General features: G+C 72.5%; 12 protein-coding genes. 4 read left to right on the top strand and 8 right to left on the bottom strand.

Annotated features, from left to right (window positions below; all coding sequences use genetic code 11):
- Positions 1-173 precede the first annotated feature (173 nt).
- Entirely contained in the window at positions 174-1643 is a 1470-nt protein-coding gene (locus ACWDZ4_RS10010; protein ID WP_451507922.1) for a regulator, read from the top strand.
- 237 nt (positions 1644-1880) lie between these two features.
- On the opposite strand, the gene ACWDZ4_RS10015 is transcribed toward ACWDZ4_RS10010, so the two are convergent.
- Both ACWDZ4_RS10015 and ACWDZ4_RS10020 read right to left on the bottom strand, forming a co-directional pair.
- On the bottom strand, positions 1881-3185 hold the full coding sequence (locus ACWDZ4_RS10015; protein ID WP_451507923.1) for an NAD(P)/FAD-dependent oxidoreductase: 1305 nt from the start codon (positions 3183-3185) through the stop codon (positions 1881-1883).
- Between the two features lie 193 nt (positions 3186-3378).
- Positions 3379-4293 carry a TIGR01777 family oxidoreductase gene (locus ACWDZ4_RS10020; RefSeq protein ID WP_451507924.1) on the bottom strand — a complete coding sequence of 305 codons (915 nt, stop codon included), beginning with the start codon at positions 4291-4293 and terminating at the stop codon, positions 3379-3381.
- A 124-nt stretch (positions 4294-4417) separates the two neighbouring features.
- Between ACWDZ4_RS10020 and ACWDZ4_RS10025 the strand changes: the two genes are divergently transcribed.
- Positions 4418-4951 (top strand): N-acetyltransferase family protein, encoded by a 534-nt coding sequence (locus ACWDZ4_RS10025; RefSeq protein ID WP_451507925.1) that lies wholly within the window; start codon positions 4418-4420, stop codon positions 4949-4951.
- 108 nt (positions 4952-5059) lie between these two features.
- Positions 5060-6217, top strand: coding sequence for a PP2C family protein-serine/threonine phosphatase (locus ACWDZ4_RS10030; protein WP_451507926.1), 1158 nt, complete (start codon positions 5060-5062; stop codon positions 6215-6217).
- A 31-nt stretch (positions 6218-6248) separates the two neighbouring features.
- On the opposite strand, the gene ACWDZ4_RS10035 is transcribed toward ACWDZ4_RS10030, so the two are convergent.
- Positions 6249-6773 (bottom strand): DUF4240 domain-containing protein, encoded by a 525-nt coding sequence (locus ACWDZ4_RS10035; protein WP_451508036.1) that lies wholly within the window; start codon positions 6771-6773, stop codon positions 6249-6251.
- Between the two features lie 178 nt (positions 6774-6951).
- Between ACWDZ4_RS10035 and ACWDZ4_RS10040 the strand changes: the two genes are divergently transcribed.
- Positions 6952-7887 (top strand): SDR family oxidoreductase, encoded by a 936-nt coding sequence (locus ACWDZ4_RS10040; protein WP_451507927.1) that lies wholly within the window; start codon positions 6952-6954, stop codon positions 7885-7887.
- A 3-nt stretch (positions 7888-7890) separates the two neighbouring features.
- On the opposite strand, the gene ACWDZ4_RS10045 is transcribed toward ACWDZ4_RS10040, so the two are convergent.
- The 5 genes from ACWDZ4_RS10045 to lpdA all read right to left on the bottom strand — a co-directional run bounded on the left by ACWDZ4_RS10045 (position 7891) and on the right by lpdA (position 15845).
- Positions 7891-8859 (bottom strand): helix-turn-helix transcriptional regulator, encoded by a 969-nt coding sequence (locus ACWDZ4_RS10045; protein ID WP_451507928.1) that lies wholly within the window; start codon positions 8857-8859, stop codon positions 7891-7893.
- Between the two features lie 36 nt (positions 8860-8895).
- Complete coding sequence (gene aceE, locus ACWDZ4_RS10050) at positions 8896-11604, bottom strand: pyruvate dehydrogenase (acetyl-transferring), homodimeric type (protein WP_451507929.1); 2709 nt, start codon at positions 11602-11604, stop codon at positions 8896-8898.
- 252 nt (positions 11605-11856) lie between these two features.
- Complete coding sequence (locus ACWDZ4_RS10055; RefSeq protein WP_344491443.1) at positions 11857-12480, bottom strand: GntR family transcriptional regulator; 624 nt, start codon at positions 12478-12480, stop codon at positions 11857-11859.
- A gap of 98 nt (positions 12481-12578) precedes the next feature.
- Positions 12579-14402: a 2-oxoglutarate dehydrogenase, E2 component, dihydrolipoamide succinyltransferase gene (sucB, locus tag ACWDZ4_RS10060; RefSeq protein ID WP_451507930.1), complete on the bottom strand. Its 1824-nt coding sequence runs from the start codon at positions 14400-14402 to the stop codon at positions 12579-12581.
- A 54-nt stretch (positions 14403-14456) separates the two neighbouring features.
- Positions 14457-15845, bottom strand: a complete 1389-nt coding sequence (gene lpdA, locus ACWDZ4_RS10065) for a dihydrolipoyl dehydrogenase (protein WP_451507931.1) — start codon at positions 15843-15845, stop codon at positions 14457-14459.
- Between the last annotated feature and the right edge of the window lie 135 nt (positions 15846-15980).

Consider the following 15980-nt stretch of genomic DNA (forward strand, 5'->3'; position numbering starts at 1 on the left):
TCCGGCCACCGGGCAGGTCGTTTTCGTCAGCGTTCGTCAGTGTTCCCATAAATCCTCACACGATCGGATGAATGTGGGTGGAAGGTGCCGGAGTGGTCTGCGGGTAAAGCTAAATTCGCGCCGTTCCATGAGGGCTGCTCCCGGAGCCCAGAAGGCAGGAGACCGCACAGCTGATGACGGAACGACCTCCGCAGCGCACCCCCAACCGCCAGCTCGCCGCGCTCATCGCGGAAGCGGGATTCTCCAATGCGGGCCTCGCCCGACGGGTGGACCAGCTCGGTCTGGAGCACGGCCTGGATCTTCGGTACGACAAGACCTCGGTGACCCGCTGGCTGCGCGGTCAGCAGCCGCGCGGCACCACCCCCGCGCTGATCGCCGAGGTCTTCGCCCGGCGCCTCGGACGGCGGCTGACCGCCCAGGACCTCGGGCTGGACGCCTGTGCGCCCGTCTACGCGGGACTGGAGTTCGCGGCCACCCCCGAGGAAGCCGTCGACATCGTCAGCGGGCTGTGGCGCAAGGACTCCGGCAGCCACGCCGAGCTGCGCAAGATCGCGTTCACCCCGGCCGGGCTCGTCGTCCCGAGCCGGGACTGGCTGATCGGGCGGGCGGACGACCGGGTCGCGCGCGCCGATCCGCCGGCGACCGGGGCCGGCGGAGCGACCGGGGCGCACGGGGCACGGGTCTCCGTCCCGGGCCGCCCCGTGATGCCCCGCCAGCGGCAGACGGACCGGGGCCCCGGGCAGCGCGTCTCGACGGGGGACATCGCGGCGCTGCGCTCGGTCGGCGAGCTGTTCCGGACGCTGGACGACGCCTACGGCGGTGGGCACGCCCGGCAGGCCCTGGTGCGCTACCTGGAGCACGAGGCGGAGCCGATGCTGCGCGGTACGTACGGGGAGGCGACGGGGCGGAGGCTGTTCGCGGCCACCGCCGACCTGACCCGGCTGGCCGGCTGGACGTCGTACGACATCGCGGCACACGGCCTCGCCCAGCGGTACTTCGTCCAGGCGCTGCGCCTCTCGCAGGCGGCGGGCGACCGGCCGTACGGCTCGTACGTGCTGGCCACCATGAGCCGGCAGGCCGTCCACCTGGGGCACGGGCGGGAGGCGGTGCAACTGGCGCGGGTGGCGCAGCAGGGCGTGGGCAGCACGGCGCCGGCCGTCGTGCAGGCGCTGCTGCACTCGGTGGAGGCGCGCGGGCACGGGGTGCTGGGGGAGGTCCGGGCGTGCACGGCCTCGCTCGTACGGGCGGAGCGGGCGATGGAGGCGGCGCGGCCGGGGGACGAGCTGCCGCACTGGGCGCGTTTCTTCGACGAGGCGCAGCTGGCGGACGAGTTCGCGCACTGCCACCGGGACCTCCAGCAGCACCGGGCGGCGGCGCAGCACGCGGAGCGGTCGTTGCAGTTGCGGGCGCCCGGCTACGCGCGCAGTCGGCTGTTCTGCCGGGTGGTGCTGGCGTCGGCACGGCTCGGGCTCGGGGAGCTGGACCAGGCGTGCGTGCTGGGGGCGGAGTCGGCACAGCAGGCCACGGAGATGCGGTCGGCCCGGGCGCTGGAGTACGTCCGGGATTTCGAGAAACGGCTCGAGCCGTACCGGGACGCGGCGGCGGTCCGCACCTACCGGGACCGGGTCGCGGCGCTGGGGTGAGGAGCGCGGTTCCCCGCACCAACCGGCGGGTGCTCCGGGGAACAAGCCCCCCGGAGCACCCGCCGGTTGGTGCGGCTTCCTCCTGCCTGAGCCTTCGTCAGCGCGTTCGGCCGGGCAGGGGCGCGCCGCCGACCCGGACTGTTCCGGTACGGAGCCGCCGGACGGACCACCGTGCGGGGGCCGGAGCTGTCCGTCCCCGCCGGCCCTGGTCCTGCCGCGGCTCGGACGTACGGGGGCTCAGGCGGCCTCGCGCAGCTCCCCGGCCGCGTAACCGGGCTGGATGCCGAAGTCGCGGAGGATCTCCCGCGCGGCCCGGCGGCCCGAGTGGAGCGCGCCCTGCACCGTGCTCGTTTCGCGGTGGTCGCCGCAGACGTACAGGCCCGAGAGGAGCCGTACGGGGCGGCGCAGGTCGTGCGGCGCCGGCATGGCCGGGACCGCCTCCTTGTCGTGGTGGACCGCGAGGAGTTCCCAGTCGCCCGTGGGGGCGCCGTAGAGCCTGGCCAGGTGGGCGCGCACCACGCGGTCGGCGTCCGGCGGGGGAGTGCCCAGGACCGTCGAGGAGATCAGCGAGCGGCCGCGCGGCGCGCGCGACGGGTCGACCTCGCTGAGTACGGCGGTGTGCGAGACGGGGCCGCTCCGGTCGGCGTCCAGCAGCAGGGACGGGTCCGCCAGCGGGGTCGTGGGCGCGGCGTGGTGGACGACGGTCACCTGGTGGAAGGGCGGCACCCGCAGGCCGGGCAGCAGGCCGGCGGCGGCGCGGGCGCCGGTGGCCAGCAGGAGGGAGCGGCAGCCGAACGTGCCGTGCTCCTCGGTGGTGACGGAGGTGGTGGAAGCCGAGGTCACCCGTACGCCCGTACGCACGGTTCCCGGCGGCAGTGTGGCGGCCAGCAGCTCGGGCAGCGCGGCGGCCCCGCCCGCCGGTACGCACAGCCTGCCGCGCGCGAAGCCGCGCAGCGCGAGGTCGGCGCACCGGCTGGAGGTGGTGAGGTCCGGGTCGCTGAGCAGCGCCGAGAGCAGCGGGCGCAGGAAACCGTCGACCGTGCGGGACGGCAGTCCGCGCCCGGACAGGGCCTCGGCGGCGGTCCGTTCGGGGCGGGCCGTGAGGCGGTGCACCGGGGTGGCCGCGAACCGCCCGAGCGCCGCGCCGAGGCGGGCCTGGTCGAGTGCGCCGCCGAAGGGGGGCCGCGGGGCGCTTGCCAGGGCGCGCGCGGCGCTGAGCGCGCCCCGCGCGCTGCCTGCCTCTCCGGCGCGGTAGTGGCGGCCTTCGCTGTGCACGAGGACGCCGGGGGAGAAGGTGCGCAGCGCGAGCCCTTCGAGCCCCGGTGTGCGGAGCAGTTCCGGATACGCGGTGCTGAGGACCTGGCCGATGCGGTCGAGCCGGAATCCGTCGACCTCCTCGGTGGCCATCCGCCCGCCGACGTGGGGGGCCGCCTCCAGGACGCCGACTGTCACACCGGCGCTGGTCAGCTGATGGGCGGCGGAGAGACCGGCGACCCCGGCCCCCACAATGACGACGTCCGCGTGGTGTGCGGTGGTGAGCACGTGCCCCTCCCCGAGATCGGCGTGACTGTGGGGGACTCATGCCCTCGCAGGTTCACGGAATGCCCGAATTCGAGTTGCAGCGTAGAAGCGGACGGGGGAGGGCACAGTCGCGCACCGACCGGTGCATCGGAGCACAACCGGAGCACAATGGTCGAACGACGGTCGAATAACGGACAGGAACGATCGGAATCGGTCAGCGTGGCTCGGGTCGGTGCAGCGCCGCCCGCACCGCGTCGTCGATCTCCGGGAACGCGAACGAGAAGCCCGACTCCTCCAGCCGCCGCGGCAGGGCCCGCTGGCTGCCCAGGACGTCCACGGAGAGCTCGCCCAGCGCCAGCCGCAGCGCCGACGCCGGCACGGCGAACGGCGTCGGCCGTCTCAGCACCCGTCCCATCGCCTCCGTGACCTCCCGGTTGGTGACCGGTCGCGGCGCCGTGAGGTTCACGGGACCCGAGAGCGACTCGGTGTCGATCAGATGGCGCAGCGCCGCGATCTGGTCGTGCATCGCGATGAAGCTCCAGTACTGGCGGCCCGACCCCAGCCGCCCGCCGAGTCCCGCCCTGAAGAGCGGGAAGAGCCTTCCCCAGGCGCCGCCCTCGCGTGCGACCACGAGTCCGGTGCGGGCGAAGACCGTCCGTACGCCCGCCTCCTGGGCCGGAGCGGCAGCCTCCTCCCACTCCACGCACACGGACGGCAGGAAACCGTCACCGGGCGGCGCGTCCTCGTCGACCGCGCGTTCCCCGGTGTCCCCGTAGAAGCCGATCGCGGAACCGCTCACCAGAACCTTCGGCGGTACGTCCAGGGAGGCGACGGCTCCGGCGATCGCGGCCGTACCGAGGACCCTGCTGTCGCGGATCTTCTTCTTGTACGCCGCGCTCCAGCGCCGGTCGCCGATGCCCGCCCCGGCGAGATGGACGACCGCCCCGCACCCGGCGAGCCCGTCGGCGTCGACGTACTGCCGCTCCGGGTCCCAGGTCACCTCCTCCGGGCTCCGCGCCGCGCGCCGCACCAGGCGGGCGACCTCGTGTCCGTCCGCGCGCAGGGAGCGCACGAGCGCCGTACCGATGAGACCGGACGAGCCGGTGACCGCAATCCGCATGCCGCCCATCCTGCACCCATCCCGGCCCCATCCCGGCCCCATCCCGGCCCCATCCCGGCCCCATCCCGGCCCCATCCCGGCCCTGTCCGGGCCCGGAGGTGTCCGGACGTGTCCGCGGGGCACAGTGACAGCCATGCCGGAACCCCGTGTCGCACCCACCCGTCCCGCCGTCCCTCCCGCCATCCGTCCCGCCACGCGGGCCGACGACGAGGAGCTGGCCGCGCTCGACCGGGAGACCTGGTCGCCGGTGCACTCCGTGCAGCCGAGGCCGCAGCCGCCGTACGGCCCGTTCTTCGGCGAGGGCGACCGCCCCGAGGACATCCTGGTGGCCGAGGCGGACGGCGTGATCGTCGGATACGTCCGGACGGTCCCGCCCACCCCGCTCGCCTCCCACGCGCACGTCCGGCAGATCCAGGGCCTGGCCGTGGCGGAGCGGGCCCGGGGCCGCGGGACCGGGCGCGCGCTGCTGCGCGCGTCCCTCGACGCGGTGCGGCGCCAGGGCGCCGTGCGGATGACGCTGCGGGTGCTCGGCCACAACGCGCCCGCGCGTGCGCTGTACGAGGCCGAGGGATTCGTCGTCGAGGGCGTGTTGCCGGGCGAGTTCCACCTGCGGGGGGAGTACGTCGACGACGTGTTCATGGGGCGGGCGCTGACGGGCGTGCGGTGACTGCCTGAGCCATAGTGGGAGAGGTATGAAGGAGCTCCGGATGCCGCCCACTCCCCCTCCCACTGCCTCGCCGGCGACCCGCGCGACCGGCCGCGGGCCCTTCCCCCGATGAGTTCGGTACGGGCCAGAGGCGCCGAAGAGACCCCCGGCGGGCTGCGCGGAACGCCGCAGCCGCGCTGGCTCAGGGCCCTGCCCGCGGTGATCCTCGCGCTCCTCACCTTCGCCCAGCTCGTCACCCCCCAGACCCTCCAGCTGGGCTACTTCGTCGTCGCCGTGACACCGGTCGCGGCCCTCGCCTACGGCCCGGTGACCGTCGCGGTGCTCGGCTGCCTCACCCTGGTGGCGCTGAACCTGCCGTACGGCCGCCGGATCTGGGACGTCGAGACCCCGGACCTGCTCGCGCTGGTGGTCGTCGTCGTGCTCAGCGTGGTCATCGCCTGGGTGCGCACCCGCCGCGAACAGCAGCTGGTAACGGTCCGCACGGTGGCCGAGGCCGCCCAGCTCGCCGTACTGCCGCCGCTGCCCGCCGCCGTGGGCCGGGTGCGGTGCGCGGGGCTGTACCGGGCCGCCCAGCGCGGGACGCTGGTGGGCGGCGACCTGTACGACGTACGCGAAGGGGCCCACGGCGTACGGGCCCTGGTGGCCGACGTGCAGGGGCACGGGCTGGAGGCGGTCTCCACGGTCGCCGCGCTGCTGGGCGCCTTCCGCGAAGCCGTACTGGACGAGGAGGACCTCGCGCGCGTGGCGGCGCGGCTGGACAGGCGGCTGGTCGTGGACTCCACCGTCGTGGAACACGCGGAGCTCTTCGCCACCGCGGTGGTGCTGGAGTTCCCCGACGGCGAAGCCGTCGTACGGGTGGTCAGCTGCGGCCACCCGCCGCCGCTGCTGCTGCGGGACGGGGCGGCGCACGAGATCCCGGTGGACCCGGCGCCGCCGCTGGGCCTCGGCCTGGCCGGGACGGTCCCGGCCCCGGTGGTCTGCGTACCGCTGGAGCCCGGGGACCGGATCCTCGCCCACACGGACGGGGTGACGGAGGCGCGCGACACCTCGGGTGCCTTCTTCCCGCTCGCACGGCGGCTGCCCGCGCTGGCCGCCTCCGTACCGGAGGACGACCTGCTGGCCCTCAACGAGGCCGTGCACAGGGACCTGGTGCGCTACGTGGGCAGGACGGAGAACGTGCACGACGACGTGGCCCTGCTCGTGCTGGAGCCCGGGGGCGTCGACGGGCGCCGGCCGGCAGCCGTGTCGCGCCCCGACGGCCGGTAGCCTCCCACCCGCCGGCTTCCCACCCGCCTTTTCACCTGTACCCGCCGAACCGTTCCCACAGCCGGGGGTAGCGGTCGGCCAGGGCCGCGTCGTCCTCGAAGTCGAAGGGGGCGCCCTCCGGCTCGGGTGCCTGCGCCGGGACCCCCAGGTCCGGCGCGACCGCGCCGGTGAGCTGCTCGTACGCCTCGTCCGCCGCGTACCCCAGCTCCTCGCCGTCCCCGTCGACCTCCTCGTCGAACTCGTCGAGGAGGTCCGCCAGGTGGTCCGGATCGTGCAGCGCCCCCTCGAAGACCTCCCGGCCCTGGCCGATCAGCCAGCAGCGGAAGTAGTCGAAGGCGTCGTCGCTCGCACCGCCGAGCAGTACGGCCGCCGCGCCCCACAGGTCCCAGCGGTACGCGCGGTTGTAGCGGGCCTCGAAGTGTCTGGCGAAGTCGAGCACGGAATCGGGGTCCCGCTGGAGCAACTGCTCGACCAGCAGGTCGGCGTGGTCCTCGGGGTCGCCCTCGGCGGCCTCGCGGGTGGCGTCGATGATCTCCCAGAATTCCGTCTCGTCCATCACGGGACAAGCATCGGCCTTGGCCCGGGCCCGTGCACGCCCTGTCCCCCGGATGCGGCTGTGTCGTTACCGGACACACGTCGAGAGGAGTAATCACGACAGAAGGTGTCGGCTTTCGCTGCCAGGGTTGTTCCGCGTACGGACGAAGAGCACGGACAGCGGTACCGAAGGAGCGGACATGAGCGAGCAGGACGCACCACTCACCGGCAGGATCGCGCTGGTGGCCGGGGCGACCCGGGGCGCGGGGCGGGCGATCGCCGTGCAGCTGGGGGCGGCGGGGGCGACGGTGTACGTGACCGGGCGCACCACCCGCGAGAAGGTCAGCGAGGTCGGGCGGCCCGGCGAGACCATCGAGGAGACCGCGGAACTCGTCACCGCGGCGGGCGGCACCGGGATCGCCGTACCCACCGACCATCTGGAGCGCGACCGGGTGCGCGCCCTGGTGGAGCGCATCGACCGGGACCACGGGCGGCTGGACGTCCTGGTCAACGACGTCTGGGGCGGCGAGCACCTGGTGGCGGAGGTCCTCGAGAGCAAGCCCAGGATGTGGGAGTACGACCTCGACAAGGGCATGCGGATGCTCGAACTCGGTGTCCGCAGCCACATCATCACCAGCAGTCTCGCCCTGCCGCTGCTGGTGCGGAACCCCGGCGGCCTGGTCGTCGAGGTCACCGACGGCACCGCGGAGTACAACCGGAGCTACCGCGAGAACTTCTACTACGACCTCACCAAGAACGCCCCGATCCGGATGGCGTTCTGTCTCGCCGAGGACCTGAAGGACTTCGACGGCACGGCGGTCTCCCTCACCCCAGGCTTCCTGCGCTCCGAGCAGATGCTCGACATGCTGGGCGTCACCGAGGACACCTGGCGGGACGCCGTCGAGAAGGTCCCGGAGTTCGCGATCGCCGAGTCCCCGGTCCTGGTGGGGCGCGCGGTGGCGGCGCTGGCCGCCGACCCCGGCAAGCGGCGCTGGAACGGCCGGTCGCTGTCCAGCGGACAGCTCGCCAAGGAGTACGGCTTCACCGACGCGGACGGTTCCCGGCCGGATGCCTGGCTCTACTTCAAGGAGGTCGTCCGGGGTGACAAGGACGCCCCGGTGGACGACTACCGGTAGCGCCTACGCGTAGAGCTCCCGCATTCGCTGCGCCGTCCGCGCGAACCGGTCGCGCAGCTCGCCCGGTTCCAGCACCTCCGCCTCGGGACCGAGGGGCAGGAGCTGGCCGTGCGCCACTTCGGGGGACTCGACGCGCAGGGTCACGGTGATCCGGCCCTGCGCGTCGGGCGGCCCCGCCGCGTCCAGCGCCTCGCGGGCCGCGGCGCGGTCCGTCGCGTACGGCAGCTGTCGCGCCCCCGCCTCCGACAGCCGCACCACCACCTCGGTGCGCAGGATCGAGCGGGCGAAATCGGCCGCCCGCTCCTCCCAGAACTCCGGGAGCACGAAACCCTCGTCCCGTACGAAACGCTCCTCGGACACGACCACCGCGGTGAAGCGGTCGATCCGGTACACCCGGACATCACCGTCCGCGCGGGCGCACAGGTACCAGACGCCGGCCTTGAGCACGAGGCCGTACGGTGCCAGTTCCCGCTCCGCCTCGGAGCCCTGGCGGCGCCGGTAGCGGCAGGTGATCGTCCGGTCGTCCCAGACGGCTTCCGCGATCGCCGGCAGCAACTCGGGCGTCTTCGGCTCCTGGTACCAGCCGGGCGCGTCGAGGTGGAACCGCTGCGCGGCCGTGTCGGAAGCGTCCCGCAGCGAGGGGAGCAGCGCCGCCGACACCTTCAGTCGCGCGGCCGACGCGGCGTCGTCGAGCCCCATCTCCCGCAGCGCGCCCGGCAGTCCGGACAGGAACAGCGCCTCGGCCTCACTGCGGGCGAGCCCGGTCAGCCGGGTGCGGTACCCGCCGATCAGCCGGTAACCGCCGGTCCGGCCCCGGTCGGCGTACACCGGAACGCCCGCCTCCGACAGCGCCTGCGCGTCCCGGGTGACGGTCCGTTCGGAGACCTCCAGCTCACGGGCCAGCTCGGCCGCGGTCATGGAGGGGCGGGACTGGAGCAGGAGCACCATCTTGATCAGGCGGGCAGCGCGCATGACGTCATCATGCACGCTGCCTCCGACGGACCGTCCCTACAGGCCGTACCGCTCGCGGGCCTCGGCCACCGCCTCCGCCTTGACCTCGCCCCGGCGGGCGAGCTGGGCGAGCGCCGCGACCACGATCGACTGGGCGTCGACGCCGAAGTGACGGCGGGCCGCCTCGCGGGTGTCGGAGAGGCCGAAGCCGTCCGTACCGAGCGAGGAGTAGTCCTGCTCGACCCACTGGCTGATCTGGTCGGGGACCTGACGCATCCAGTCGCTCACCGCGAGGACGGGACCGGGCGCGCCTTCGAGCGCGCGGGTGACGTACGGCGTGCGCAGCTCGCCGCGCAGCAGCGCCTCGTCGCACTCCAGCGCGTCGCGCCGCAGCTCGCCCCACGAGGTGGCGGACCAGACGTCGGCCGCGACGCCCCAGTCGGCGGCGAGGAGTTCCTGAGCCTCCAGGGCCCAGTGGATCGCCGTACCGGAACCGAGCAGCTGGATGCGCGGGATCTCGGAGGTGGGGGCGCCTCCCTGCTCGAGCGAAGCCGAGAGCTCGGGGGAGTCCGCCGCCTCCTTGAAGCGGTAGAGGCCCTTGAGGATGCCCTCCTCGACGCCTTCCGGCATCGCGGGCTGCGGCTTGGGCTCGTTGTAGACGGTCAGGTAGTAGAAGACGTTCTCGGCCTCGGGGCCGTACATCCTGCGCAGACCGTCCTTGACGATGACGGCGATCTCGTACGCGAACGCCGGGTCGTAGTTGAGCGACGCCGGGTTGGTGGACGCGATCAGGTGCGAGTGGCCGTCCGCGTGCTGGAGGCCCTCACCCGTCAGGGTCGTACGGCCGGCCGTCGCGCCCACGATGAAGCCGCGGCCGAGCTGGTCGCCGAGCTGCCACATCTGGTCGGCGGTGCGCTGCCAGCCGAACATCGAGTAGAAGATGTAGAACGGGATCATCGGCTCGCCGTGCGTCGCGTACGACGTCGAGGCGGCGATGAAGTCGGCCATGGCGCCGGCCTCGGTGATCCCCTCGTTGAGGATCTGGCCGTCCTTGGCTTCCTTGTAGTACATGAGCTGGTCGCGGTCGACCGGCTCGTACGTCTGGCCCAGCGGCGAGTAGATGCCGGCGGACGGGAACAGCGACTCCATGCCGAACGTGCGGGCCTCGTCGGGGACGATCGGGACCCAGCGCTTGCCGGTCTCCTTGTCCCGCATCAGCTCCTTGGCCAGGCGTACGAAGGCCATGGTGGTGGCCATCTCCTGCTTGCCCGACCCCTTGAGCAGGGCGCTGAACGCGCGCTCGGAGGGCTCGGGCAGGGCCACCGCGTGCACCCGGCGGGCCGGGGCGGGGCCGCCGAGGGCGGCGCGGCGCTCCTGGAGGTAGCGGACCTCGGGGGAGTCGGCGCCGGGGTGCCCGTACGGTACGAGCTCCTCGTCCAGCTTCGCGTCCGGGATCGGCAGGTCCAGCAGGTCCCGCATGGCGCGGAACTCCTTGCCGGACAGCTTCTTCATCTGGTGGTTGGAGTTCTTGGACTCGAAGCCCGGACCGAGCGTGTAGCCCTTCACCGTCTGCGCGAGGATCACGGTCGGCGCGCCCTTGAACTCCACGGCCGCCTTGTACGCCGCGTACACCTTGCGGGCCTCGTGGCCGCCGCGCGAGGTGAAGAAGCACTCGGCGATCTTCGCGTCGGTCAGCAGCTTCCCGAGTTCGGCCAGCGCCGGCTCGGCGCCGAAGAAGTGCTCGCGGATGTAGGCGACGTCACGGGTCGCGTACGTCTGGAACTGGGCGTCCGGCACCTCGCGCAGCCGGCGCAGCAGCGCGCCCTGGGTGTCGAGCTGGAACAGTTCGTCCCAGGCGGAGCCCCACAGCGTCTTGACGACGTTCCAGCCGGCGCCGCGGAACTGGGCCTCCAGCTCCTGCACCACACGGAAGTTGGCGCGGACCGGCCCGTCGAGGCGCTGGAGGTTGCAGTTGATGACGAAGGTCAGGTTGTCGAGCTGCTCGCGGGCGGCGAGGGTGATCGCGGTGGTCGACTCGGGCTCGTCCATCTCGCCGTCACCGAGGAACGCCCAGACGTGGGAGTGGGACGTGTCCTTGATGTTGCGGTTCTGCAGGTAGCGGTTGAAGCGCGCCTGGTAGATCGCGGAGAGCGGACCGAGGCCCATCGACACGGTCGGGAACTCCCACAGCCAGGGCAGGCGCCGCGGGTGCGGGTACGACGGCAGGCCGTCGCCGCCGGCCTCCTGGCGGAAGCGGTCGAGCTGGTCCTCGCTCAGACGGCCGTCGAGGAAGGCGCGGGCGTAGATGCCGGGGGAGGCGTGGCCCTGGATGTAGAGCTGGTCGCCGGAGCCGTCCCCCTCCTTGCCGCGGAAGAAGTGGTTGAAGCCGGTCTCGTACAGCCAGGCGGCGGAGGCGAAGGTGGCGATGTGGCCGCCGACGCCGAAGCGCGAGCCGCGGGTCACCATGGCGGCCGCGTTCCAGCGGTTCCAGGCGGTGATGCGGGACTCCATCGCCTCGTCGCCGTCGAAGGCGGGCTCGGCGGAGGTCGGGATGGTGTTGACGTAGTCCGTCTCCAGCAGCTTCGGCAGCGCGATGCCGGCGCCTTCGGCGTGCTGGAGCGTGCGGCGCATCAGATACGCGGCCCGATGGGGGCCTGCGGCCTTGGTGACGGCGTCGAGAGAGGCCGCCCATTCGGCGGTCTCTTCGGTGTCACGGTCCGGGAGCTGGTCGAGCTCGCTCGGAGAAATGCCTACGGGGTCGGTCACGATGGCCGCCTTCCGGACAGGAGGGGGGTGGAGAAAAAGGGGGGCCTTGTCTGGCAGGACAGGGCGGTGGGGCACGGGTCGGGTGGACCCGTCGTCGACTGTAAGTCTCTGATCGATGATCGATCAAAGCCTGGGACGAAAAAACTTCTCCGTACAACGAAATTGGCATTCCGTGCCGTGAAATGGGGCACGCGGTGCCGAGACGTATGCAACATTTCGGGCACGGGTCGGGGGCGGCAGGCGATACCCGTCTTACGCGCGCGGGGCGCAGCCCAGGACGTGGGCCTTGACCAGGGTGCCGATGGCGGGGTCGCGGCGGCGGAAGGCCTGCACCAGGGCCTCGTGCTCCTCCGCGTACGACTTCTGGACCGTCCCCAGCCAGCGGATGGACAGCGCGGTGAAGACCTCGATGCCCAGGCCCTCCCAGGTGTGCAGCAGGACGCTGTTGTGCGCCGCGCGCACCAGCTCCCGGTGGAAGGCGACGGTGTGACGCACCTGCGCCGTCCCGTCCGCCGTGCGGTCCGCCTCGTACAGGGCCGCCACGTGCGGTTCCAGCGCCGAGCAGTCCTCCGCCAGGGCGGACGCCGCCAGCTCGGCCGCGATCTGCTCCAGACCGGCCCGTACGGGGTAGCTCTCCTCCAGGTCGGCCGCCGTCAGGTTCCGTACGCGTACGCCCTTGTTGGGCGCCGACTCGATGAGGCGCAGGGACTCCAGCTCGCGCAGCGCCTCCCGTACCGGCGTCTGGCTGACCTCCAGCTCGGTGGCGATCCGGCGCTCCACGATGCGCTCGCCCGGCTTCCAGCGTCCGCTGACGATCCCCTCCACGATGTGCTCGCGGATCTGCTCGCGCAGCGAGTGGACGACGGGCGGGGTCATGAAGCGCTCCTTCAAGCCGTGTTCGGTCTCTAGACCATACGGCGGCGCCCCCGTCCGGATGACTCCGGACGGGGGCGCAGGCGCTGGTGAGACGAGTGTTACAGGCCGAGCTCGACCTCGAACTCGCCGGCCTCCAGGATCGCCTTGACGGCCGTCAGGTAACGGGCCGCGTCGGCGCCGTCCACCAGGCGGTGGTCGTAGGAGAGGGCCAGGTAGGTCATGTCACGGATCGCGATGGTCTCGCCGAGGTCCGGGTGGTTGATGACCACCGGGCGCTTGACGGTGGCGCCGATGCCCAGGATGGCGACCTGGTTCGGCGGCACGATGACCGTGTCGAACAGCGCACCGCGCGAACCGGTGTTGCTGATGGTGAAGGTCGCGCCGGACATCTCGTCCGGGCTGATCTTGCCGGAGCGGGCCTTGCCGGCCAGCTCGGCGGTCTTCTTGGAGATGCCGGCGAGGTTGAGGTCGCCCGCTCCCTTGATGACCGGGGTCATCAGACCCTTCTCGGCGTCCACCGCGATACCGATGTTCTCGGTGTCGAAGTAGGTGATCGTGCCCTCGTCCTCGTTGATCCGGGCGTTGACGACCGGGTAGGCCTTCAGCGCCTGGGCCGCGGCTTTGACGAAGAACGGCATCGGGGACAGCTTGACGCCCTCGCGGGCGGCGAACGCGTCCTTCGCCTTGTTGCGCAGCTTCATCAGCTTCGTGATGTCGACCTCGACGACCGAGGTCAGCTGGGCCTGCGAGTGCAGCGCCTTCATCATGTTGTCGCCGATGACCTTGCGCATGCGGGTCATCTTGACCGTCTGGCCGCGCAGCGGGGACGGCTCGAGCGAAACACTGCCCGGAGCCTTGGAAGCGGCCGCCGGAGCGGCGGCGGCCGGAGCCGGGGCAGCGGCAGCGGCCTTGGCGGCCTCCGCGGCGGCCACGACGTCCTGCTTGCGGATGCGGCCACCGACGCCGGTGCCCTTGACCGAGCCCAGGTCGACGCTGTTCTCGGCGGCGAGCTTGCGGACCAGCGGGGTCACGTACGCGCCGTCCGCGTCGCCCGAGGCAGGGGCGGCGGGGGCGGGAGCGGCCGGGGCAGCGGCGGCCGGAGCCGGGGCCGGGGCGGCGGGAGCCGGGGCCGGGGCGGCGGGCGCGGGCTGGGCCGGGGCCTCGACAGCGGCCTCGGCGGGAGCCGGCGCCGGTGCCTGCGCGGGGGCCGGTGCGGCGGCGGCCGGCTCGGGAGCCGGCGCGGCGGCGGGGGCCGGGGCCGGGGCCTCCTGCGCCGGGGCGGCGGCCGGGGCCGCGCCCTTGTCACCGATGACGGCGAGCTTCGCGCCGACCTCGGCGGTCTCGTCCTCGCCGACCAGGATCTCCAGCAGCGTGCCCGCGGCCGGGGAGGGGATCTCGGTGTCGACCTTGTCGGTCGAGACCTCGAGCAGCGGCTCGTCCTCCGCGACCTCCTCGCCGACCTCCTTCAGCCAGCGGGTGACGGTGCCCTCGGTGACCGACTCGCCCAGCGCGGGCAGCACTACATCGGTTCCGCCGCCGGCCGGTGCGGCAGCCGGGGCCTCGGCGGCGGGCGCCGGAGCGGCCTCGGGCTGCGCGGCGGCCGGGGCCGGAGCCTCGGCGGGGGCCTCGGCAGCGGCGGGGGCCTCGGCAGCGGCCGGGGCGGGGGCCTCGGCGGGCGCATCCGTGCCGTCGTCGATGACGGCCAGCTCTGCGCCGACCTCCACCGTCTCGTCCTCGGCGACCTTGATGGACGCGAGGATGCCGGCGGCGGGGGCCGGGATCTCGGTGTCGACCTTGTCGGTCGAGACCTCGAGCAACGGCTCGTCGGCCTCGACGCGCTCGCCCTCGGCCTTCAGCCAACGGGTGACAGTGCCCTCGGTGACGCTCTCGCCGAGCGCCGGAAGGGTTACGGAAACCGACATGGTTTCTGTTGCTCCTTACAAAATTGCGGAAGTGGTCGTCGCGCCCGGACTGGATCAGTCGTGGGAGTGCAGGGGCTTGCCGGCCAGGGCCAGGTGGGCCTCGCCCATCGCCTCGTTCTGCGTCGGGTGGGCGTGGATGAGCTGCGCGACCTCGGCCGGCAGGGCTTCCCAGTTGTAGATCAGCTGAGCCTCGCCGACCTGCTCGCCCATACGGTCACCGACCATGTGGACGCCGACCACGGCACCGTCCTTGACCTGGACGAGCTTGATCTCGCCCGCGGTCTTCAAGATCTTGCTCCTGCCGTTGCCCGCGAGGTTGTACTTCAGAGCGACGACCTTGTCCGCGCCGTAGACCTCCTTGGCCCTGGCCTCGGTGATGCCGACGGAAGCGACCTCGGGGTGGCAGTACGTCACGCGCGGCACACCGTCGTAGTCGATCGGAACGGTCTTGAGGCCGGCCAGCCGCTCCGCGACCAGCATGCCCTCGGCGAAGCCGACGTGCGCGAGCTGGAGGGTCGGAACGAGGTCACCGACGGCCGAGATCGTCGGGACGTTGGTCTGCATGTACTCGTCGACGAGGACGTAGCCGCGGTCCATCGCGAGGCCCTGCTCCTCGTAGCCGAGCCCCTGCGACACGGGGCCGCGGCCGATCGCGACGAGCAGCAGCTCGGCCTCGAACTCCTTGCCGTTGGCGAGGGTGACCTTGACGCCGTCGTTCGTGTACTCGGCCTTCTCGAAGAAGGCGCCGAGCGAGAAGCTGATGCCGCGCTTGCGGAACGCGCGCTCCAGCAGCTTCGAGCTGTTCTCGTCCTCGACCGGCACGAGGTGCTTGAGGCCCTCGACGATGGTGACGTCGGTGCCGAAGGACTTCCACGCGGAGGCGAACTCGACGCCGATGACGCCGCCGCCGAGCACGATCGCGGACTTCGGGACCCGGTCCAGCGTCAGCGCGTGGTCCGAGGAGATGATGCGGTCGCCGTCGATCTCCAGGCCCGGCAGCGACTTCGGCACGGAGCCGGTCGCCAGCAGGACGTGGCGGCCCTGGATGCGCTGGCCGTTGACGTCGACGGACGTCGGGGAGGACAGCCGGCCCTCGCCCTCGATGTACGTCACCTTGCGCGAGGCGACCAGGCCCTGGAGGCCCTTGTACAGGCCCGAGATCACGTCGTCCTTGTACTTGTGGACGCCCGCCATGTCGATGCCGTCGAAGGTCGCCTTGATGCCGAACTGCTCGGACTCGCGCGCCTGGTCGGCGATCTCGCCCGCGTGCAGCAGGGCCTTCGTGGGGATGCAGCCGTTGTGCAGGCAGGTGCCGCCGAGCTTGTTCTTCTCGATCAGGGCGACGTCCAGGCCCAGCTGCGCTCCGCGCAGGGCCGCGGCGTAACCGCCGCTACCACCGCCGAGGATCACTAGGTCGAAAACGGTGCTGGCGTCGTTCGCCACGTCACGTCCTCCATGCATGTGCGCCGGGCGCGGTCTTCGATGACCGGGCGGCGGCTGGTGTTCGGCCGCTTTTTATTCGGCCCTGTGGTGGGGGCCCTGTCCTGCCGAGAACCCATCTTCGCACTTGTTGACGGA

It is taken from the genome of Streptomyces sp. NPDC003016, assembly GCF_053591455.1.

What these genes read in the sequence shown, in the direction of transcription:
- ACWDZ4_RS10010 (WP_451507922.1), top strand. Translation starts at nt 174, where the DNA reads ATGACGGAACGACCTCCGCAGCGCACCCCCAACCGCCAGCTCGCCGCG.
- ACWDZ4_RS10020 (WP_451507924.1), bottom strand. Translation starts at nt 4,293, where the DNA reads ATGGGCGGCATGCGGATTGCGGTCACCGGCTCGTCCGGTCTCATCGGT.
- ACWDZ4_RS10025 (WP_451507925.1), top strand. Translation starts at nt 4,418, where the DNA reads ATGCCGGAACCCCGTGTCGCACCCACCCGTCCCGCCGTCCCTCCCGCC.
- ACWDZ4_RS10030 (WP_451507926.1), top strand. Translation starts at nt 5,060, where the DNA reads ATGAGTTCGGTACGGGCCAGAGGCGCCGAAGAGACCCCCGGCGGGCTG.
- ACWDZ4_RS10035 (WP_451508036.1), bottom strand. Translation starts at nt 6,773, where the DNA reads ATGGACGAGACGGAATTCTGGGAGATCATCGACGCCACCCGCGAGGCC.
- ACWDZ4_RS10040 (WP_451507927.1), top strand. Translation starts at nt 6,952, where the DNA reads ATGAGCGAGCAGGACGCACCACTCACCGGCAGGATCGCGCTGGTGGCC.
- ACWDZ4_RS10045 (WP_451507928.1), bottom strand. Translation starts at nt 8,859, where the DNA reads ATGCGCGCTGCCCGCCTGATCAAGATGGTGCTCCTGCTCCAGTCCCGC.
- ACWDZ4_RS10055 (WP_344491443.1), bottom strand. Translation starts at nt 12,480, where the DNA reads ATGACCCCGCCCGTCGTCCACTCGCTGCGCGAGCAGATCCGCGAGCAC.
- sucB (WP_451507930.1), bottom strand. Translation starts at nt 14,402, where the DNA reads ATGTCGGTTTCCGTAACCCTTCCGGCGCTCGGCGAGAGCGTCACCGAG.